This is a genomic window from Myceligenerans halotolerans, from assembly GCF_054782975.1.
In genome coordinates this window covers 192,955-213,118 of the sequence record NZ_BAAGRL010000006.1, presented here as the reverse complement: position 1 = coordinate 213,118, position 20,164 = coordinate 192,955, and the positions used below count along the sequence as shown (strand labels likewise).

The window sequence follows — 20,164 nt, the reverse complement described above, 5'->3', positions numbered from 1 at the left end:
TCGCTCGGGGGACCGACTTCACGACATCCGGCCGACCACTCGACATCCGGCCGACCACAGCGCCCCCCTACAGGTCGATCAGCCCCGCCTGGTAGGCGCGCACGACCGCCTGGGTGCGGTCCCGGGCGCCCAGCTTCGCCAGCGCAGACGCGACATGGGTGCGGACCGTCTCCACGCCCACCACCAGCGACGTCGCGATCTGCCCGTTGGTCATGCCCTCGGCGACCAGGCCGAGGACCTCACGCTCGCGGGCGGTGAGCCGCGCGGCGTCCCCGGCCGGGCGAGGACGCGCCCGGACCAGGCGCCGGACCGCGTCCGGGAACAGCAGGCTCTGCCCGACGGCGACCGTGCGCACCGCCTGGACCATCTCGTCGGCGCCCGCGCGCTTGAGGAGGAAGCCGGACGCCCCCGCCTGCAGCGCGTCCAGCACGTAGTCGTCGTGCTCGAAGGTGGTCACGACGAGCACACGCGGCGGCGCGGGCAGGCGTAGCACCAGCTCCGTCGCACGGATCCCGTCCACTCCGGGCATGCGCACGTCCATGCACACCACGTCGGGCCGCAGCTCCCGGGTGAGCGAGACCGCCTCGGCCCCGTCGCCCGCCTCGCCCACGACCTCCAGGTCCGGCTCCGCGCCCAGGATGAGCCGCATCCCGCCCCGCACCAGCGGCTCGTCGTCGGCGAGCAGCACGCGGACCTCAGGCATCGTGTTCCTCTCCTTCGGACTGCCTCGGCCGCGCCGCCGACTGCAGGCTGGATGATTCGGCGGCCCTGGACCGTCGAGGCACTCCCGCGCGGGGTGGACGAGCCGCTTCGGCATCCGCGGGTGGCGCGGTGAGGAGAGGCAGGCGGACGGACAGGACCCAGCGACCGGCGTCGTCCCCGGTCGCGCGGGGGCGGGCTGCGGGCACTCCGCCGTCGGCCGCTCCGCGGACCTCGCCCATGACGCCCGCCTCCGCGCTCCCGCCGAACAGCGACGCACGCTCCTGGATCCCCACCAGCCCCCGACCACCGTCGCGGCCGTCCCGCGCGCCCGTTCCGGGCGCCACAGCGTTGCTCACCTGCACGATCACCTCGTCCTCCGTATGCCCGATCACGACCCGCACCTCTCCCGGCGCTCCGTGCCGACGCGCGTTCGTCAGCCCCTCGGTCACGATGCGGACCACGGTACGGTGCAGCAGCGGCGGAAGGGCGGGCGGCAGGTCGACGTCGGCCGCGACGTCGAGCCCGGCACGCCGGTGCTGCTCGACGACGTCGGCCACGCCGCCCACGGACGACGGCGACCTGTCGTCCCGGAGCACCCCCAGCAGGGCGTCGAGCTCGGCGAGCGCACCGCGGGACACCTCCTCGATCGCGGCGAGCGCCACAACCGCCTGCTCGGGTCGCGAGGTCGCGACCCGCCTGCCGGCAGCGGCCTGGACGGAGACGACGGTCAGCGCGTGGCCGATGCCGTCATGCAGTTCTCGGGCCAGGAGCGTGTGCTCGGCCTCCCTACGCTGCCGCGCGAGGGCGACCTCGAGCCGGTCGGCCGCCGTCGGGCCGAGGAATCTGCCCACGAGGCGCTCGGCGAGCGCGCCGGCGGGCCAGGCCGCCCCCAGCAGCACGACCGCACCGATGACGCAGCCGACGACGACGGCGGCCCGGGCCGCCACGCTCTCCGGGACCGGGACGGGGGAACCGATCGAGTGGCCGGTCGTCGCCTCGAACCCGATCACGGCGGCCGCCGGCACCAGGCCGAACAGGCAGAACGCGACGACGAGCCCGGTCAGAAGGTGGAACGCCGTCCACGTGGCGGTCCGGATCCGGTGGATCCAGGTCATGGTCCCGGGAATCACGAGGTCGCCGCCATGGCTCAGCAGGCTCCGGGCGGCTGTCACCTCGAGTTCCCGGGCTCCGGGAACCAGCCCCAGCGCGAAGGCAACGGCCAGGCTCACCACTCCGACAAGGATGTCCGAGGGATATCCGCTGTCCGGCGCGAACAGGGTTCCCACCACGACGGCCCGGAGGACGTAGAACACGACCAGCACGACGGCCAGCCCGATCGCGGCGCCGAGCATCGCCCAGGCGAACCGCCGCACGAAAGTCATGGTCACTCCGCCATCTTCCCTTGGCGGCGGTCAGGCCGCCGCGAGCTGCGAGCGGCGGTGCGCCACGTAGCCCCAGACCGCGAGCGCCAGAGCCGGGCCCCAGTACCAGCACGGGAACGCGATGGCGCTCAGGACGAAGTCGCCGGCGCCGCGTCCGGCGAACGCCACCAGCATGGGCAGGGCGGAGATGATGAGCGTCGCGGCGACGAAGCCGCCCGGGACCGCGGCGGCCGCGATCGGCACGGGCTTTCCCGCCAGGCCGGGAACCCAGCGGGGAAACACCTCGCCCCACGGCCGGATGAGGCCCAGCGTGAGCACGAATCCGACCCACGCCCCGCCCGACAGCAGGAGCCCCCACACGCGGGCGTTCATGTCGACGCCGTCCATGGCGAGCACGGGCCACGGCGTCAGCCAGGTGAGCCTGATCAGCGCGTACGGGAGCGCCCCGGTCGCCGCGACGATGGTGATGGCCTTGCGGTGGCGCAGCACCCACGCGGTGGCGCGCCGGGCGCCCCCGCCGGCGGCGAGGGCGCAGGCGGCAACGGCCGCCCACGCGGTGGTGACGGCCAGGAGCAGCAGCACGACGCCGACGGTGCCAGACATCTCGGCTACGGCCTGGCCCGACATGGCGAGGGCGCCGGGGATCGCCGGACCTGCGACGACCGCTCCCGCGACGACGATCGCGAGTGCCGGGAGCCCCACCGTCCACCGGGCCCGCGGGTACTTGCGGACGACCTGCACGAGCAGGACGACCACGACGACGGGGATGGAGAAGGCGACCAGGTAGCCCACGATGGACAAGGTCCCGATGCTGCCCATGCCGAGGCCGAGCACCGCGACCTGCAGTGCTCCGGCCGCGACGAGCGCGCGGTTGTTCAGCGCGCCGGCGAGCCCCGCGATCCCGGCCGCGACGCCGAGGAGGGCGACCACGGTGTGGAGCACGGTGGCGAACCCGGCGCCGGCCAGGTCGGCGATGAGGGCGTATCCGGTGTGGGTGTAGAAGCCGGGGATCAGGCCCGCGAGCCAGCCCCCGCCGATCAGCGCGGCAACGGCGCTCAGGATGGTGGCCCCGGCCAGGAAGCGGTCGGGGCGGGCCGGACGGCCCTCGTCCCCCGCGGTGCCGCCGAGCGGCCCGGCGGTAGTGATTTCGGTGTGTGACATGGCGTTCCTCCGATCTGGAAGGTGTACGCCTCCACACTCTCCGTCGCCGGCCGGAACGCCCTCCCCCGATCAGGGGATCCGACGACGGCGGCCGGGGGAGCTTCGTTCGCCCGGAGCCCCACCTGCCGTCACCGAACCGCGCTCAGGTTGCGGTTCAGGGCCTCCCGCCTCTCACGGGATCCGGAGCTTGCGCATCCCCTCGAGCGCGGCGCTGAGGATGCGGCTCGGTGCCGCGCCCTCGAGCGCGAACACGGCCTCGATGCCGAGGCCGCGCCCCGCACCGCGGGCCGTCACGACGGTCCGGGTCTGGGTCATGGCCTCGACGGACGACCTGCCGTGCCGCCGCCCCAGTCCGGAAGCCTTCCAGCCGCCTGTCGGCGCGCCGACGGAGCCCCAGGTCAACATGTATCCGTCGTTGATCGAGACGGAGCCGGCCTCGATCTGCTCCGCGACCTTCCGGGCACGGCCGGTGTCGCCGGACCAGACCGACATGTGCAGGCCGTACTCGGAGTCGTTCATCACGGCGACGGCCTCGTCGTCGGACCGCACCCGGGTCACGGAGACGACGGGGCCGAACGTCTCCTCGCGGGCGACGAGCGCGTCGGACGGCACGTCGTCGAGCACCGTGGGCGCGTAGAAGTAGGGGCCGATGTCGGAGCGGTGCACGCCGCCGGCCAGCACGACCGCGCCCCGCGCGAGGGCGTCGTCGACGTGTTCGCTGACCTTGGCGAGCTGCGCGTCGGAGGTGAGCGAGCCGACGTCGGCCGTGTAGTCGAGGCCCGCGCCGAGCCGCAGGTTCCGCACGTCGCGTACGAGCTTGGCGACGAACTCGTCGGCGACGGCCTCGTGCACCACGATCCGCTCCGCGGACAGGCACAGCTGCCCGGTGCTGGCGAAGCACGCGCGGACGACGCCGGGCAGCGCGGTGGCGACGTCGACGTCGTCCGCGATGTAGATGGCGTTCTTGCCCCCGAGTTCCAGGGTGGCGCCGACGAGTCGCTCGCCGGCCCGGGCGGCGACCTTGCGCCCGACGGCGGTGGAGCCGGTGAACGCGACGTGGTCCGCGCCGTCGACCAGCGCCTCCCCCGTCTCGCGGCCGCCGGCGACGATCTGGAACAGCCCGGCGGGCAGGCCCGCCTCCTCGAGTATCCCGGCCGCCCACAGCGCGGTCAGCGTGGTCTGCGGATCGGGTTTGACGACGACGGCGTTCCCCGCCACCAGGGCCGGCAACGCCTCCGACAGCACCAGGGTGAGCGGATAGTTCCACGGCACGATCGCCCCGACCACCCCGACCGGACGACGCTGCACGCGCACGCCCGTGACGAGCGGGATCATGCCCGCGGGGCGGTCCGTGGCCAGGTAGCGCCGGGACTTCACGGCGTAGTGGCGGGCGACCTGCGCGACGTCGCCGACCTCCTCGAACGCGGACCGCCGCGCCTTGCCGGTCTCGAGCTGGATCAGATCGAGGACCTCGGACTGGCGCACCAGAACGATTCGAGCGAGATTGTCGAGCACGCGGGTCCGCACGGAGAGGTCGGTCCGCGACCAGGCCCGCTGGGCGAGGCGCCCGCGCTCGATGGCGGCGGTGACGTCGGAGCGCGACGACACGGGGATCGTCGCGAGCGGACCTCCCGTGAACGGGCAGGTCGACCGGTGGGTCCCGGCGCCCTGCGACGAGGCGACGCGCGCCACGAGCGGCGCGACGAGCTCCGGTTCGAGCACGTACGTGGACTCGGGACTCTCGGGGTCGAAGACGGATCCGACAGCAGCTTCACCCGGTGTCTCGTCGATCATGCGGGCCACCATACGCGTAAAACGAGCCAGCACACAGGGTCGGAGAGATGAAAACTTCTATCAGAAATTCACCCATTGGTCCCTGAGCTTCGCGAACACCTGCCCACCGGAATAAACTTTCAGGCGGGCGGCGGGCGGCGGGCGTCTCAGCGCGGCTGGTACGGCGAGACGACGACCTCGACCCGCTGGAACTCCTTGAGGTCGCTGTAGCCGGTCGTCGCCATCGCCCGGCGCAGGGCGCCCACCAGGTTCAGCGTGCCGTCGGCCTGACGGCCCGGGCCGAACAGGATCTCCTCCAGCGTGCCCACCGTCCCGACCTCGACCCGCTCGCCGCGCGGCAGCTGCGCGTGGTGCGCCTCCGGGCCCCAGTGCCACCCGCGCCCCGGGGCGTCGCTGGAGCGGGCGAGCGCGGCGCCCAGCATGACGGCGTCGGCGCCGCAGGCGACCGCCTTGACGATGTCGCCGGAGTGGCCCACGCCGCCGTCGGCGATGACGTGCACGTACCGGCCCCCGGACTCGTCGAGGTAGTCGCGGCGCGCGGCGGCGACGTCGGCCACGGCGGTGGCCATGGGCGCGTGGATGCCCAGGGAGACGCGGGTGGTGTGGGCGGCGCCGCCGCCGAAGCCGACCAGCACGCCGGCCGCGCCCGTGCGCATGAGGTGCAGGGCCGCCGTGTAGGTGGAGGCACCGCCGACGACGACGGGCACGTCCAGTTCGTAGATGAAGCGCTTGAGGTTGAGCGGCTCCGCGTTCCCCGAGACGTGCTCCGCCGAGACGGTGGTGCCGCGGATGATGAACAGGTCGACGCCGGCGTCGACCACCGTCTTGTAGAACTCCTGCGTGCGCTGCGGCGACAGCGCACCCGCCACGGTCACGCCCGCACGGCGGATCTCCTGCAGGCGCTCGGTGATGAGGTCCGGCTTGATCGACTCGGCGTAGATCTCCTGCATGCGCGCGGTGGCGTGCTCGGCCGGGAGCTCCGCGATCTCCTCCAGGAGCGTCTCGGGCCGCTCGTAGCGCGTCCACAGGCCCTCGAGGTCGAGAACACCGAGTCCACCGTGCTCGCCCAGTGCGACCGCCGACGCCGGGCTCATCACCGAGTCCATCGGCGCCGCGACGATCGGCAGGTCGAAGTGGTACGCGTCGATCTGCCAGCCGACGGAAACGTCCTCGGGGTCACGCGTACGGCGGGAGGGCACCACGGCGATGTCGTCGAAGGAGAACGCGCGCCGCCCTCGCTTGCCGCGTCCGATCTCGGTCTCGTTGCTCACCCCGGCAGCCTACTCAACGCCGCCGGGACGGGGCTGCCGGGACCGTCATGTGGTGCGGCGACACAGGTGCGATATGCGACACTTCCTGGCGCTGTGCTCCGAGAACGTGCGCGTCGCTCTTCGTCGGTGTCAGTCACCAGTGGCATGGTTCGTGGTGAGCCCGGAGACCGCACGAGTGGAGGAGCACCATGGACATCGGACCTGGCTGGATCCGCCGGCCGCTGCTCGGCTTCGACACGGAGACCACCGGCGTCGACGTGACCGGTGACCGCGTCGTCACCGCCGCCCTCGTGCATCGTGTGCCCGGCGTGAGCACGGACGTGCACACCTGGCTCATCGATCCCGGCGTGGAGATCCCCGAGGAGGCTGCGGCGATCCACGGCATCACCACCGAGCACGCGCGGGAGCACGGCCGGCAGCCCGCCGAGGCGCTGGAGGAGGTCGCCGCCGAGCTCGCCAGGCACCTGGCCCAGGGGGTGCCCGTCGTCGCGTACAACGCCGCCTTCGACCTGTCCCTGCTGGATCACGAGCTCGTCCGGCACGGCCTGCCCACGCTGCCGGACCGGCTCGGGCACTCCGTGGGCCCGGTCATCGACCCGCTCGTCATCGACCGCTGGAAGGACCGCTTCCGCCCGGGCAAGCGCCGGCTCGGCGACCTGTCAGAGGTGTACGGCATCACGTCCGACGGCGAACTGCACACCGCCGAGGTGGATGTGCTCGCCACCCTCGACCTCCTGGCGGCCCTGGTGGCCCGCTACCCGGAGCTCGACGACACCCACCTGGTCGACCTGCACCAGTCGCAGGCGGGAGCCCACGCCGCCTGGGCGGACGGGTTCAACTCCTGGCGCGCGGAGCAAGGCCTGGACGGCCCGGGCGCGTCCCCCGTCTGGCCGGTCCAGGCCGCGGGCTGAGGCCCGGGGTCCGTGCCACGGGCTGAGCTCGTCGGGCCGCGGGCCGAGGCAGCGCGGGCGCTCGCACCGTGACGATGCGGACGGGCGATGAACCGAACGGTCACCGAACGTACGATCCGGCGCATGAGCCAGACCGAAGCGGCAACCAGGTTCACCGAGATGACGGACGACGACGTCGAGGGCGTCGTCGCGCTGTGGCACGCCTGCGCCCTGACACGCCCGTGGAACGACCCGCACGTCGACATCGCTGAAGCCCGGAGCGGCCCGACGTCGACGATCCTGGTCTTCCGAGACGACGGCCGGCTCTCACCCGCCGATGGGGGCCGCGCCGCGGACGAGCGGGCCGCCGACGGCCGCGCCGCAGGCGAGCGGGCCGCGGAAGAGCGCGCTGCACGAGAGCGGTCCGTTGAGGACCCGGCCGCAGGCGAGCGGGCCGCGGAAGGCGGCTTGGCGGAGAACGGTGGCCCGTCTCATGGCGGCTCGGCGGCGTCCCCTGCCCGGGGAGACGTCGTCGCGTCCGTCATGGCGGGGCTCGACGGGCATCGCGGGTGGTTGTACTACGTCGCGGTGTCACCGGATCGTCAGGGAGGCGGACTGGGCCGGGCGGCCGTGACCGCCGGCGAGGCCTGGCTCCGCGCCGCCGGCGCACGGAAGGTCCAGCTCATGGTGCGCACCACGAACTCCGCTGTCGTCGACTTCTACGAGAAGCTCGGCTATGCCGACCAGAAGACCGTGGTCCTCGGGCGCTGGTTCTGAGCCCCGGAGAACGTTCTGAGCCCCGGAGAACGAGGTTGCTTTCGCTTCACCCGCCTGAAGCGAAAGCAACCTCATGTCTGACCGGCGCGGCACGTCGTGGCGCGACCGGCGCGACGCGGTTCAGCGGCCGGAGTAGTTCGGCGCCTCCACCGTCATCTGCACGTCGTGCGGGTGGCTCTCGTGCAGCGACGCGGACGTGATCCGCACGAACCGGCCCTTGGCCTGCAGCTCCGGCACCGTCCGGGCGCCGGTGTAGAACATCGTCTGGTGCAGCCCGCCGACGAGTTGGTGCGTCACCGTGGCGAGCGTGCCCTTGTACGGGACCCGCCCCTCGATGCCCTCGGGGACGATCATGTCGTCGCTGGTCACCTCGGCCTGGAAGTACCGGTCCTTCGAGTAGGACTTCTTCCCGCGGGACGACATCGCGCCCATCGAGCCCATGCCGCGGTACGACTTGAACTGCTTGCCGCCGACCAGGATCGTCTCCCCAGGGGCTTCCTCGGTACCGGCCAACATGGAGCCGAGCATCACGGCCTCGGCGCCCGCCACGAGAGCCTTGCCGATCTCGCCGGAGTGCCGCATGCCGCCGTCGGCGATCACCGGCACGCCGGCCTCGCGCGCGGCCAGCGACGCCTCGTACACCGCGGTCACCTGGGGCACGCCCACGCCCGTGACGACGCGGGTGGTGCAGATCGATCCGGGGCCCACGCCCACCTTCACCGCGTCGGCGCCGGCCTCGACGAACGACTGCGCGCCCTCCCGCGTGGCGACGTTCCCGCCGATCACCTGCACGTCCCTGGTCGCCGGGTCGGTCTTGAGTCGCTTCACCATGTCCAGCAGCAGGCGGACGTTCCCGTGCGCCGTGTCCGCCACGAGCACGTCGACGCCGGCCTCGATCAGCGTGGTCGCCCGGGTCCACGCGTCGCCGAAGTACCCGATCGCCGCGCCCACCAGCAGGCGGCCCTGCCCGTCCTTCGACGCGTTCGGGAACTGCTCCGACTTCACGAAGTCCTTCACGGTGATGAGACCGGTGAGCCGCCCGTCGTCGTCGACCAGCGGGAGCCGCTCCACCTTGTTCTGCCGCAGGAGCGCCGTGGCGTCCTCGCGGGTGATCCCCTCGGGGCCGGTGATCAGACCGTTGGACGTCATGACCTCGTCGACCTTCGTGGTGGCCCACTCGGCGACCGGCGTGAAGCGCAGGTCGCGGTTGGTGACGATGCCGATGAGCCGGTTGCCGGCGTCCACCACGGGGAAACCGGAGATCCGGTACTCCCCCGCGAGCTGGTCGAGTTCCTCGAGCGTCGCGTCCGGCCCGATCGTGACCGGATTCGAGATGATGCCGGTCTGCGTCCTCTTCACCATGTCCACCTGGAGCGCCTGGTCCTCGATGGACAGGTTGCGGTGCAGCACCCCGATGCCGCCCTGCCGGGCCATCGCGATCGCCATGCGCGATTCGGTCACCGTGTCCATCGCCGCCGACACCAGCGGTACGCGGATGGAGATCTCCCTGGTCAGGCGGGAGGTCGTGTCGATGTCCGACGGGGCCAGGTCGGAGTAGCCGGGAAGCAGCAACACGTCGTCGTACGTGAGACCGAGGAAACCGAACGGGTCGTGCGCCGAGGGTGGGGTGGGCTCCATGTCAAGAGTCTACGGTGCGAGGCCCCGCGATATTCCGTGGCCGGTGATCCGGAGAACGTCGCCTCCGTCACGCCGTCCGCGTCGCGTGCCCGCGCCCGGGAGAACGGCGGCGAGCACCCGCTGCCCCAGGGCATGCAGGAAGCACGTGGACCTCGGGGTCGGGCCGGCGGGGATGAGGTTGGCGTCTCCGGCACGAGGTTGGTGACAGCGGCTCTCGGGCGATACGCGCAAAGCTCGTGCCAGGGGCACCAACCTCGTTCCAGCTGGCAGAACCCTTTACCTGAGGACGGCCAGCACCTCGTGGAGGAGGCCGTTGAACGAGCGGACCCGCTGCACCGTGGGGCCGAACGGTACGTCGACCGCGGCGGCGTCCGCCCGCATCCCGACGAGGAGCGGCAGGTCCGGGTAGGCCTCGTGCACCGCGTGCACGACGTCGAGCGCCGGGCGGGTCTGCGTGGTCGCGAGCACGACGGCGGCGGGCCGGACCATCGTCACCAGCTCCACGGACCGGTGCGTGCTCGCGGGGCCGGTGACGATCCGCGCCATCGTCCCCTTCGCCGCGAGCGACGCCGCCAGGGCGTGCGCCCGCAGCGGCACCAGTTCGTCCGGGGCGGCGAACACGAGCACGATCTTGCGCATGCGGCTCGGATGGTTCGCCGGCGGGCCGCCGGCCTCGACCACCTCCCGCTCGAATTCCTCGGTGTAGTCACGGAGGCTGGCCAGCGCGGCCGCGGCGAGCACCATCTCCGGCACCTCGCCCGGTCCGGCCAGCACGGTCCTGACCGCGACCTGGTCGAACGCCGGCTCGACGAGCTCCGTCCACCACACCGACGGGTCGTCCTCGGGGCTGAGGCGCAGCAGCGCGTCGCAGGCGGTCCGGCTGTACTTGATCGCGGCGTCGACCAGGGCCGACACCCTGCTGGACCAGGACGTCCCGCCCACCGCGCGCGGACGCCCGGGCTCGCGCTGCGCTCCGCCGCCTCCCGGCAGGGCACGCAGATGGCCGCGGCGCGACCCCTCGTGCTCGGCGTGTCCGGACGCGTCCGGGGCGCCACCCGGCACCGACGAGGACGCCCCGCCCGCCGCCGCGGACGCACGCCCCGAGCCGAGATCCGGCCTCTGGCCGCCTTCGACGCCGTCGCCCTCGTCTTCCGTGTCCGGACCGGAGGACGGGGCCGTGCCGTCGCGCTGCGCGAGTTCGGCCGACTCGTCCGACTGCACGGTGGCCAGTTCCTCGTCGCTCGCCTCGATCGCGGCACGGGCGGCGTCGCCCGGCGCGTGGCCTTCGAGAGTGAGCCGCCGCATGACCAGCAGCCTCGCCACGTCACCGGGCGTGTACCGGCGGTGCGAACCCGCGGTGCGGCCAGACGGGCCCAGCCCGTAACGACGGTCCCAGGTACGCAGGGTCGCGGGTGCGACCCCGAGGCGTTTGGCCACCGCCGCGACGGCCAACCCGGGGCTCGACGGGCGGGGCCCGCCTTGACTCTGGGCAGGCCGCGTCGATGTCATGAATCTGATTCTGCCGAGCCGCGCAAACGTTCGCCACCGATCCGCCCGGTGTGCCGCTTATCTCCGCATGTTTCAGGGCGATCTCGGTCAAACCTTGTCAGAGGTGGCGCGGTTCGCCATGAAACGAACAGGTAGCGCTGGCGCAAAAACGCCTCTTGAACAACTTCTGCACAACTTGTAGGTTGTTCGGCATGACGGAGATCTCGAGACTCCCCGGTCCGGTCATGGAACTGTGGGAGTGGCAGTACCAGGGGGCATGCCGCGACGCGGACGACACGCTGTTCTTCCACCCGGAGGGGGAACGCGGGTCCACGCGCCGACGTCGAGCCGAAGCAGCCAAGGCCATCTGCCGGTCGTGCCCGGTGATGATGCAGTGCCGCGAGCAATCGCTGCGCGTGCGTGAGCCGTACGGGGTGTGGGGAGGCCTGAGCGAGGACGAGCGATCTGCGATCCTCGCGGGCAAGACACACTCGGCCTGACGCACTTCGCCGCACGGAGCGCGCAAGTGGCGGCACCACCGCCGCATCGTCCATCCGCGCGCGCACCGAACGAGACGGCTGCCGCTGTGATCCGTCACGGCAGCCATCCTGTTCACGGCCGAGCAGGATCATGGTCGGCCATCAGGGGGTAGAGGCCACGTCGGCGGGCGACACCATCACCGACGCGATCTCTTCAGCACGAAGGGCCCCGCACACCTCGGTGTGCGGGGCCCTTCGTGCTGCTGCGGGGCTACCTTCAGCCCGCGACCACGGCGAGGATGTCACGCGAGGAGAGGACCAGGTAGTCCTCGCCCGCGTACTTCACCTCGGTGCCGCCGTACTTCGAGTACAGAACCTTGTCGCCCACGGCGACGTCCACCGGCACACGGTTGCCGTTGTCGGAGACGCGGCCCGGACCCACGGCCAGGACCTCGCCCTCCTGGGGCTTCTCCTTGGCGGTGTCCGGGATGACCAGGCCGGAAGCGGTCGTGGTCTCAGCCTCGAGGGCCTTGACGACGATCCTGTCCTCGAGCGGCTTGATGGGGACCGACACGTCGGACCTCCTCTTTCTGCGAGTAGATCAAAGATCAGCTACGTTGACGGGTTGGCTCGAGCGTTCGGCGGGCCGCCGTCGTCGCGGGTGCCGGCGGGCACGGAACATCTCGCGTCATCGCTGCGCCGGCGCATGAGCCGTGCGGCGATGACACCCTCAATCTAGGTCGGGGCTAGCACTCGGTCAAGGCGAGTGCTAGCTCCGCGTGGCGAGCCGCGCCTCGGACGCATCGTGAGCCGCACCCCGGAGAAGATGCAGCAAATACACAATTAAGAAAATTCTTGCCCAGGGCCTCGCCATGAGCAGGGAGAACATGGAAAGATCTGCCCATGGACGCGGCGATTCTGAGCAAACTTCTCAGCCCTGATGGTCGGGCCCTGCTTGGTGCACTCCCGCCCTACGACGAGCGTTCCGCCATGCGCACCTCCACGAAGCTTCGTGAGCAAGGTGTCGCCCCTGACCTCGCGGCGGCCGCTCTCACGCAGTCCCGTCTACGCGGCAAGGCGCGGACCAAGTTCGGCGAGCTCGCCGAGCAGATGTTGTTCACCGCCGACGGCCTCGAGCAGGCGACGCGCCTGCGCGTGGCGTCGCTGCACGCCGATCGCTTCACGAGTGCGGGCGTCACTCGTGTCGCGGACCTCACCAGTGGCATCGGCGCCGATGCCATGGCGTTCGCCGGGGCGGGACTGCGCGTCCTGGCCACGGACGTCGACGAGGTCACGGCACGGATCGCCGCCTGGAACCTGCGGCAGTTCCCGGAGGCCGAGGCGCGCCATGCCGACGGTCTCGCCCTCGATCTGCACGCCGAGCAGATCGACGGCGTCTACGCCGACCCGGCACGGCGGACGCACGGGCCTCGCGGCAGCCGCCGCGTCTTCGACCCGCGCAGCTACGAGCCGGCGCTGGACAGCGTGTTCGCGCTGCGCGACGTCGTCCCCGCCCTGGGCATCAAGGTGGGGCCAGGCATTCCCCACGAGGGCCTCCCGCGGGACGCCGAGGCGCAGTGGGTCTCCGTCGACAACGACGTCGTCGAGGCCGGTCTGTGGTTCGGCCCGCTCGCGCCGGAGGGTCCGGGCCGCAGCGCGCTCGTGCTGCGTACCACCGTCGACGGCGACGGCAAGGAGCACACCCGCACGCGCGTGCTGCGAGCCTCGGATCATCCGGACGGCACGGCGCTCGAGGCGCCCACCGGCGCCGTCGGGCAGTACCTCTACGAGCCCGACGGCGCCGTCATCCGGGCCGGCCTCGTCGCGCACGCGGCCGCGGAGCTCGGCGGGCGGCTGATCGACCCGACGATCGCCTACGTCACGACGGATGCCCCCGCGCCTCCGCCCGGTGGCTCCGCCGCGGACCGGGCTCCGTCGTCCGTCGCCACGCACCCGCTCGACGTCGCCGGCCCCGCGCCGATCGCGACCGGCTACCGGGTGCTGGACACGCTCCCGTTCGGGCTCAAGCGCCTCAAGGCGTACCTGCGGGAGCGGAACGTCGGGCAGCTGACGATCAAGAAGCGCGGCACCGCCGTCGTGCCCGAACAGCTGCGCAAGCAGCTCGTCCTCACCGGGACCGAGGAGGCGACGATCGTGCTCACCCGGGTCGCCGGCGCCCAGACGGTCCTGCTCGTCGAGCCGCTCCGGGGCGGGGCATGACGGGCCCCGCACCCGTGCCGTTCGGCACGTCACGGCGTTCCAGCATCGGCCTCGAATGGGAGGTCGGGCTGGTTGACGTCGGTTCCGGTGCGATGTCGCAGGTAGCACCGCAGGTGATCGAGGAGCTGTCGCCCGAGGGCGCCGATCCGCGCATCAAGCCCGAACTGCTGCGGAACACCGTGGAGATCGCGACGGGGGTGTGCGACGACGTCGGCGCGGTGGGCGCCGAGCTCAGCGAACTCCTCGACCGGGTGACGATCTCGGCGGGCAAGCACGGCGCCGCGGTCCTCGGCGGTGCCATGCACCCGCTCGCGCACTGGGCGGACCAGCTCGTCACCGACAAGGAGCGCTACACCCGCCTGGTCGACCGCATCCAGGTGTTCGTCCGGCAGCTCGTGACGTGGGGGCTGCACGTGCATGTCGGGGTCGAGCGCCGCGACAAGGTGCTCGCGCTGGTCCAGGGCATGCTCACCTACGCGCCGCACCTGCAGGCGCTGTCGGCGTCGTCGCCCTACTGGGCCGGCGTCGACACGGGGTACGCCTCCACGCGAGCCATGCTGTTCCAGCAGATCCCGACGGCGGGACTGCCTCACCCGTTCACCGAGTGGCACGAGGTGGAGTCGTACGCCGAGGACATGCGCCGCGTGGGCGTGGCCCAGGAGTTCAACGAGATCCACTGGGACGTGCGACCGTCGCCGGCGTACGGGACGATCGAGGTCCGGGTCTGCGACGGGCCGACGAACGTCACCGAGGCGACGGCCCTGGCCGCGATGACGCACTGCCTGGTGGAGCACCTGTCCACCGAGCTGGACCACGGCCGGGAGCTGCCGACGCTGCAGCCGTGGTTCGTCAAGGAGAACAAGTGGCGGGCGGCGCGGTACGGCATGGAGGCGACGGTCATCACCTCGGCCGACGGTGACCAGCTCCCGGTGGCCGACGCCGTCGCGAAGGTGCTGGTCGAACTCGAGCCGACGGCGGAGCGGCTGGGGTGCGCCGAGCACCTCGCCGCGGTCTCCGACATCGTCCGGGGCGGTTCCTCCTCCCAGCGGCAACGCGCCGTGGCGGACGCCTCCGACGGTGACCTGGCGGCGGTGGTGCGCGCCATGCTCGCCGAGATGAAGGCCGGGCGACCGCTCTCCCCGGGCTGACCGTCCACGTCGGCTTCCGCCGAGCTCGACGGGACCGTCGTGACCCGTGCCTGCGCCAGGACCGCGTTCGGTGCACGAACGTGCGGCCCGCGCGGACTAGCCTGGCCCTATGACGTCCTCCGGCGACCCGCTCGTGCTCGGTATCGAGTCCTCCTGCGACGAAACCGGCGTCGCCCTCGTCCGCGGCAACGACCTGCTGTTCGACGCCGTCGCGTCCTCCATGGAGGAGCACGCGCGCTTCGGCGGGATCATCCCCGAGGTCGCCAGCCGCGCCCATCTGGAGGCGATGATCCCCACCATCGAGCGGGCGCTCGGCGAGGCCGACGTCGACCTCTCGGACGTCGACGCCATCGCCGTCACCGCCGGTCCGGGCCTGGTCGGCCCGCTGACCATCGGGGCGTCCGCCGCGAAGGCGCTGTCGATCGGCCTGAACAAGCCGTTGTACGGGGTGAACCACGTCATCGGGCACGCGTGCGTGGACCAGCTCGTCGACGGAGAGTTCCCCGACCGGGTCATGGCGCTCGTCGTCTCCGGCGGCCACTCGTCCCTGCTCCTCGTGGACGACGTCGCCACCGACGTCACCGAACTCGGCTCCACCCTGGACGACGCGGCCGGCGAGGCCTTCGACAAGGTGGGCCGCCTCCTCGGCCTCCCCTACCCCGGCGGCCCGCACGTCGACCGCCTGGCGCGCGAGGGCAACCCGACGGCGATCCGCTTCCCGCGCGGCCTCACCGCGCCGAAGGACCAGGAGCGCCATGCGAGCAACTTCAGCTTCTCCGGCCTGAAGACAGCCGTCGCCCGCTGGGTCGAGGCCCGCCACGACGCCGGCCTGGCCGTACCCGTCGAGGACGTGTGCGCCTCGTTCGCCGAGTCCGTCGCCGACGTGCTCACCGCCAAGACCATCGCGGCCTGCCGGCGGCACGACGTCGACACCCTCGTCATCGGGGGTGGTTTCTCCGCGAACTCGCAGCTCCGCGAGATGGCCGCGAAGCGGTGCGCCGAAGCCGGGATCGACCTGCGCATCCCGCCGATCCGCTACTGCACGGACAACGGCGCGATGATCGCCGCCCTGGGTTCGGCGGTGGTCCGCGCGGGTGTGGCACCGAGCACCCTGGACATCCCGGTCGACTCCTCCATGCCGCTGGAGACGATCACGGTCTGCAGTCGGTCCGAAGTCGGTCCGAAGTCGGGTGGTCGGTCGGATGTCGGATGATCGGCCGCTCGGGGGACCGATCATCCGACATCCGACCGACCACCCGACAAGGGACCGATCGCGTCAACGACCGGAGTCGCCCGTCGCGATCTCGCGGGTGGGGTCGCTGGACCATTGGGACCAGGAGCCGGGGTACAGGGATGCCTCGATACCCAGTGCCGCGAGCGCCGCGATCTGGTGCGACGCCGTGACTCCGGAGCCGCAGTACACGCCGACGGCGGCACCGGCGGCAGGTTCCTCGCCCGGTCCGGCGCTGTGGCCCTCGCCCGGTCCGGCGCCGGGACCCGCGTGCGACGCAGCGCCATGACCGACGTGAATCCCCAGTTCGGCGAATCTTTCTCGGAGCGCTGCATCGTCGAGGAAGCGCCCGTCGTCGCCGAGGTTGCCGGTCGTGGGAGCGGACAGCGCGCCGGGGATGTGTCCCGCTCGCGGGTCCACCGGCTCAATCTCTCCCCGGTACCGCTCACCGGCCCGCGCGTCCAGCAGCACGCCGTCGCCGTCGGCCAGCGCGGCGGCGTCGTCGGCGTCGAGCACGGGCATCCCGCCGGGTCGCGCGACGAAGTCCCCCGGCTCGGCGGTCACGTCGCCGACCTCGAGCGCGTAGTCGGCCGCGCGCCAGGCGTCGAGTCCGCCGTCGAGGATGCGGACGTCCTCCAGCCCGTAGTAGCGCAGCAGCCACCAGGCACGGGCCGCAGACGTGCCGCCGACGCCGTCGTACACGACCACGCGGGAGTCCGGCCGCAGGCCCCAGCTGCGGGCGGCGGCCTGGAAGGCGGCCGCGGACGGGAGCGGATGCCGCCCGGCAACCGGGGATCCCGGCGCGGCCAGCTCGGCCTCCAGGTCGACGTACACCGCCCCGGGAAGGTGTCCGGCGCGATACCGCGCGGCGCCGTCGGTCATCCCGAGGGCCCACCGCACGTCCAGCAGCACGGGTGCCCCCGCCTCGGGATCCACCTGCGTCCCACCCGTGACCTGCAGATCCGCCGCCAGCTCCGCGGCGTCGACCAGCACACGTTCTCTCACGTCCCCACTCCCTTCCTCATCGCCCGGAACCACCCAGGACTCACCATTCCAGGGGCGAACTTATCGCGCGGGTACGTGCGGTCGGTCCGTTGTCCGTGCGGTCGGTCCCTCAGGCGACCTCAGGCGACCGACCGCATGGCCTACCCGCGCGATCCCTTGGCGCGCCGGATCGCAGGTTCCGCGTCAGGCGGCGTCGCCGTCGTCGGTGGCCGCATCCGGCTCCGTCCGCAGGGCCAGGCGCATCGTGTAGGCGTCCTTGTCCTCGGGCTGGTAATAGCGCTTGCGCACGGACAGCACCTCGAAGCCGGAGCGGCGATACATCGCCAGGGCGGGCTCGTTGTCCACCCGCACCTCGAGCAGCACGGCCTGTGCCTTCAGCTTCCTCGCGTGTGCGATCAACTCGTCCAGCAGCAGCCGGCCCACGCCGCTGCGCTGACGCTCCCTGGCCACGCCGATGGTCATGACCTGCGCGTCGTCACCGTCGAACCAGAGGCCCGCGTATCCGACGACGGGATCCGGCCCGATCGTGCCGGGCTCGTCCATGGTGGCGACAATGTACCAGCGGCCGAGCGCGGCGAGCTCGTCGGCCAGCATCCCGTACGTCCAGGCGCCGGACCCGAACAGGTCGCGTTCCAGCCACAGCACGCGGTCGAAGTCGGAGCTGCGCAGCGGGCGAGAATGAAACTCGGGCATATCACCAGGGTAAGCGCGCCCTACCCCAGGGCGGGAGACTTTCGCCCGGCGGGTTCCTGCACGTCCGGACGTCGCAGGTACAGCGGCTCGGTCGGCAGGTCGGCGCCGGCGGCGCGGCGCGCGAGCGCGAGTCGCGCCAGCACGGTCGCGTCGGGCAGGAGGGGGGCGTCGTCGTCGAGCAGCAGGACGTCGGGATACAGGGCAGCCCCCTCACCGACGACGACGGTGCGGGTGGCGAGCGGGCCCGGCTGCGAACCCGCGGCGCTCGCCGGGGTGCCGAGCTGCGTCTCCGCGACCGCCGCGGCGCGGCCGACGTCGGGCCCCGCGACCGTCTCGACCACGGGAACGCCGTGCGGCCCCTCGTGCGCGACGACGCGGTAGCGCGCCCAGTAGACCTCCTTGCGCCGGGCGTCCGACGTGACCAGCACCTCGTCGTCGGGGTTCAGCCCGAGGTCGCTCACCGCCTGCGCCGCGAGCCCGTCGATGCTCGGCACGCCGAGCACCGGGATCCCGAGCGCGAGCGCCAGGGCCCGTGCGGTGACCAGCCCGACCCGCAGCCCGGTGAACGGCGCGGGCCCGGTTCCGGCGACGACGGCCGTGAGTTCGGTCCGGTCCACGCCGGCGTCGTCCAGCACCTGGGTGATGAGCGGGGCGAGGGACTCTGCGTGGCGCCGGCGCTCGTCGGCGGAACAGGCGGCGAGGCGGCCGCCGCTCTCGCTCACGAGCGCGACGGTCACGGCGGCGGAGGTGTCGATGGCAAGGACGGGCACGGACCAAGCGTAGTTCGGCCCCACCCCTGCCGGACGGTCACGGCTCAGCCGCGTCCGGGCTGCGGCCGTCGGCGGGTGGGCGGCCGGCCGCCCACCCGCCGACGGTTCCTAGAAGTCGTCCGGCGTCCGGATGCGGTCGCGGATCCAGAGTCCGGCCTCCTTGAGGTTCCCGGTGCCGAACGACCCGGCGGCGCAGCTCCCGGGCACGAGGACCGCGCCCGACCGGTGGTCGTCGGAGAAGTTCCAGTTCACCCAGCTGATCTTCTTCTCCGCCGCCAGGTCGAGGTAGCGCTGCGACATGGTGAAGTCGTTGGCGCCCTCGCCCGCGTAGTCCTGGGTGCCGAACTCCGTGATGAACATCGGGATCCGGTCGGCGGCGCGGGAGAGCGTGTCCAGGTACGCCTGCCCGTGCGACGCGGCGTAGAAGTGGAACGTGTACATCACGTTCGAGGCGTCGACGGGGTCGTTCACGACCTCGGACTCGTCCGAGCCGTCGGAGACGCCCAGTGAGGACCATCCGCGGGTCCCCAGCAGGACGACGGCGTCCGGGTCCTGCGCGCGGATCACGGGGACGATCTGCTCGTGGTAGCTCTTGACGGCCTGCCATGACACGCCGTTGGGCTCGTTCGCGACCTCGTAGATGATGTTGTTCTTGCCGCTGTGCCGTTCGGCGACGGCCGTGAAGAACGTCCTGGCGCGGTCCAGGTTCACGTTCGGGTCGCCCGGGTCGAGCATGTGCCAGTCGACGATCACGTACATGCCGCGCGCCGTGAGCATGTCGATGTAGGTGTGCACCAGCTCGGTGAACCGCTCCGGGTCGGTCTCGTAGCCGCCCTCCTGCACGTAGGTGGAGATCCGCACGACGTCGGCGTTCCAGTCGTGGGCGAGGGTGTCGAGCGACGCGTCGTTCACGCACTGGGAGTACCACTGGGTGCCGTGCGTGCTCATGCCGCGGAGCTGGATGCGCGTGCCGTCCTCGTTGCACAGGCCGACGCCGCACACGTGGAGCTGGCCGTTCGCCGCGACGGGGGTGCCGGGGTCCGGCTCGGGTCCGGAGTCCGTCGGTGTGGGCGTCGGCGTCGGGTCGCCGGTCGGGTCCGGGGCGGGCCCGCCGTCGCACGTCCCGTCGTGCGTCCAGAGCGCCGGCGTCGACGCCGGGTCCCAGCCCGCGCCGGGGTACGCCGTGTGGGTCGTCGTCGCGGTGTAGCCGCCGCCCTCGTAGGTGACCTGGTCGCCCGCACTGTAGCTCGTGCCCTCCGCCCAGGCCGGTGCGGAGCAGTTCACCGCGAACGCCGGGACCAGCAGGCCGGGAACTACTGCCGTCCCGAGCGCCAGCATCACGGCTGCGGCGAGTGCGACGAGTATCGAGCTGCGACGGATGACCACGTGAAACCACCTCGGTTCGTGTCCGGAGCCGGAGCAGGCCGCAGCTGCGCTGCCTGCCGGTCATGGGACGCTAACAAGGCAGGTGACGTGGTGGATATGAGGGATTGCCACACGTGAACCGGCGTCGGA

At 72.2% G+C, this 20,164-nt stretch carries 18 protein-coding genes; 6 read left to right on the top strand and 12 right to left on the bottom strand.

The window, feature by feature from the left end:
• Positions 1-67: 67 nt before the first annotated feature.
• The 5 genes from ACYVK5_RS04220 to ACYVK5_RS04200 form a co-directional block, all read right to left on the bottom strand.
• The gene (locus ACYVK5_RS04220; protein WP_460702109.1) at positions 68-703 is read right to left on the bottom strand and encodes a response regulator transcription factor; all 636 of its coding nucleotides are present in this window, start codon (positions 701-703) and stop codon (positions 68-70) included.
• Positions 696-2,084, bottom strand: a complete 1,389-nt coding sequence (locus tag ACYVK5_RS04215; protein WP_460702970.1) for a sensor histidine kinase — start codon at positions 2,082-2,084, stop codon at positions 696-698. Before ACYVK5_RS04215 ends, ACYVK5_RS04220 begins: the two co-directional genes overlap by 8 nt.
• A 30-nt stretch (positions 2,085-2,114) precedes the next feature.
• Positions 2,115-3,245 carry a hypothetical protein gene (locus ACYVK5_RS04210; RefSeq protein WP_460702107.1) on the bottom strand — a complete coding sequence of 377 codons (1,131 nt, stop codon included), beginning with the start codon at positions 3,243-3,245 and terminating at the stop codon, positions 2,115-2,117.
• A 171-nt stretch (positions 3,246-3,416) separates the two neighbouring features.
• Positions 3,417-5,039: a succinic semialdehyde dehydrogenase gene (locus ACYVK5_RS04205; RefSeq protein WP_460702105.1), complete on the bottom strand. Its 1,623-nt coding sequence runs from the start codon at positions 5,037-5,039 to the stop codon at positions 3,417-3,419.
• A 146-nt stretch (positions 5,040-5,185) separates the two neighbouring features.
• Positions 5,186-6,310, bottom strand: a complete 1,125-nt coding sequence (locus ACYVK5_RS04200) for a GuaB3 family IMP dehydrogenase-related protein (RefSeq protein ID WP_460702103.1) — start codon at positions 6,308-6,310, stop codon at positions 5,186-5,188.
• Positions 6,311-6,498: 188 nt separating this feature from the next.
• Between ACYVK5_RS04200 and ACYVK5_RS04195 the strand changes: the two genes are divergently transcribed.
• Both ACYVK5_RS04195 and ACYVK5_RS04190 read left to right on the top strand, forming a co-directional pair.
• Positions 6,499-7,221: an exonuclease domain-containing protein gene (locus ACYVK5_RS04195; RefSeq protein ID WP_460702101.1), complete on the top strand. Its 723-nt coding sequence runs from the start codon at positions 6,499-6,501 to the stop codon at positions 7,219-7,221.
• A gap of 123 nt (positions 7,222-7,344) precedes the next feature.
• Positions 7,345-7,977, top strand: coding sequence for a GNAT family N-acetyltransferase (locus ACYVK5_RS04190; protein WP_460702099.1), 633 nt, complete (start codon positions 7,345-7,347; stop codon positions 7,975-7,977).
• A gap of 120 nt (positions 7,978-8,097) precedes the next feature.
• On the opposite strand, the gene guaB is transcribed toward ACYVK5_RS04190, so the two are convergent.
• Together guaB and ACYVK5_RS04180 are read right to left on the bottom strand one after the other, a co-directional pair.
• Positions 8,098-9,615 carry an IMP dehydrogenase gene (gene guaB / locus ACYVK5_RS04185; protein ID WP_460702097.1) on the bottom strand — a complete coding sequence of 506 codons (1,518 nt, stop codon included), beginning with the start codon at positions 9,613-9,615 and terminating at the stop codon, positions 8,098-8,100.
• A gap of 276 nt (positions 9,616-9,891) precedes the next feature.
• A complete protein-coding gene (locus ACYVK5_RS04180) occupies positions 9,892-11,124 on the bottom strand; it encodes a MerR family transcriptional regulator (protein ID WP_460702095.1) in 1,233 nt (410 codons plus the stop codon).
• A gap of 191 nt (positions 11,125-11,315) precedes the next feature.
• On the opposite strand from ACYVK5_RS04180, the gene ACYVK5_RS04175 reads away from it, so the two are divergent.
• Positions 11,316-11,603, top strand: coding sequence for a WhiB family transcriptional regulator (locus ACYVK5_RS04175; RefSeq protein WP_192860911.1), 288 nt, complete (start codon positions 11,316-11,318; stop codon positions 11,601-11,603).
• Between the two features lie 256 nt (positions 11,604-11,859).
• Here ACYVK5_RS04175 and groES read toward each other — a convergent pair whose 3' ends face one another.
• The gene (gene groES / locus ACYVK5_RS04170; RefSeq protein ID WP_123815680.1) at positions 11,860-12,156 is read right to left on the bottom strand and encodes a co-chaperone GroES; all 297 of its coding nucleotides are present in this window, start codon (positions 12,154-12,156) and stop codon (positions 11,860-11,862) included.
• A 329-nt stretch (positions 12,157-12,485) separates the two neighbouring features.
• Between groES and ACYVK5_RS04165 the strand changes: the two genes are divergently transcribed.
• The 3 genes from ACYVK5_RS04165 to tsaD all read left to right on the top strand — a co-directional run bounded on the left by ACYVK5_RS04165 (position 12,486) and on the right by tsaD (position 16,163).
• Complete coding sequence (locus ACYVK5_RS04165; RefSeq protein ID WP_460702092.1) at positions 12,486-13,802, top strand: class I SAM-dependent methyltransferase; 1,317 nt, start codon at positions 12,486-12,488, stop codon at positions 13,800-13,802.
• Complete coding sequence (locus ACYVK5_RS04160; protein ID WP_460702090.1) at positions 13,799-14,950, top strand: glutamate--cysteine ligase; 1,152 nt, start codon at positions 13,799-13,801, stop codon at positions 14,948-14,950. Before ACYVK5_RS04165 ends, ACYVK5_RS04160 begins: the two co-directional genes overlap by 4 nt.
• A 109-nt stretch (positions 14,951-15,059) precedes the next feature.
• The gene (gene tsaD, locus ACYVK5_RS04155; protein ID WP_460702088.1) at positions 15,060-16,163 is read left to right on the top strand and encodes a tRNA (adenosine(37)-N6)-threonylcarbamoyltransferase complex transferase subunit TsaD; all 1,104 of its coding nucleotides are present in this window, start codon (positions 15,060-15,062) and stop codon (positions 16,161-16,163) included.
• A 63-nt stretch (positions 16,164-16,226) separates the two neighbouring features.
• Here tsaD and ACYVK5_RS04150 read toward each other — a convergent pair whose 3' ends face one another.
• The 4 genes from ACYVK5_RS04150 to ACYVK5_RS04135 all read right to left on the bottom strand — a co-directional run bounded on the left by ACYVK5_RS04150 (position 16,227) and on the right by ACYVK5_RS04135 (position 20,035).
• Complete coding sequence (locus ACYVK5_RS04150) at positions 16,227-17,186, bottom strand: sulfurtransferase (protein WP_460702086.1); 960 nt, start codon at positions 17,184-17,186, stop codon at positions 16,227-16,229.
• Positions 17,187-17,369: 183 nt separating this feature from the next.
• Entirely contained in the window at positions 17,370-17,879 is a 510-nt protein-coding gene (rimI, locus tag ACYVK5_RS04145) for a ribosomal protein S18-alanine N-acetyltransferase (protein WP_460702083.1), read from the bottom strand.
• A gap of 20 nt (positions 17,880-17,899) precedes the next feature.
• On the bottom strand, positions 17,900-18,649 hold the full coding sequence (tsaB, locus tag ACYVK5_RS04140) for a tRNA (adenosine(37)-N6)-threonylcarbamoyltransferase complex dimerization subunit type 1 TsaB (RefSeq protein WP_460702081.1): 750 nt from the start codon (positions 18,647-18,649) through the stop codon (positions 17,900-17,902).
• A gap of 108 nt (positions 18,650-18,757) precedes the next feature.
• Positions 18,758-20,035: a cellulase family glycosylhydrolase gene (locus tag ACYVK5_RS04135; RefSeq protein ID WP_460702079.1), complete on the bottom strand. Its 1,278-nt coding sequence runs from the start codon at positions 20,033-20,035 to the stop codon at positions 18,758-18,760.
• Positions 20,036-20,164: the final 129 nt, after the last annotated feature.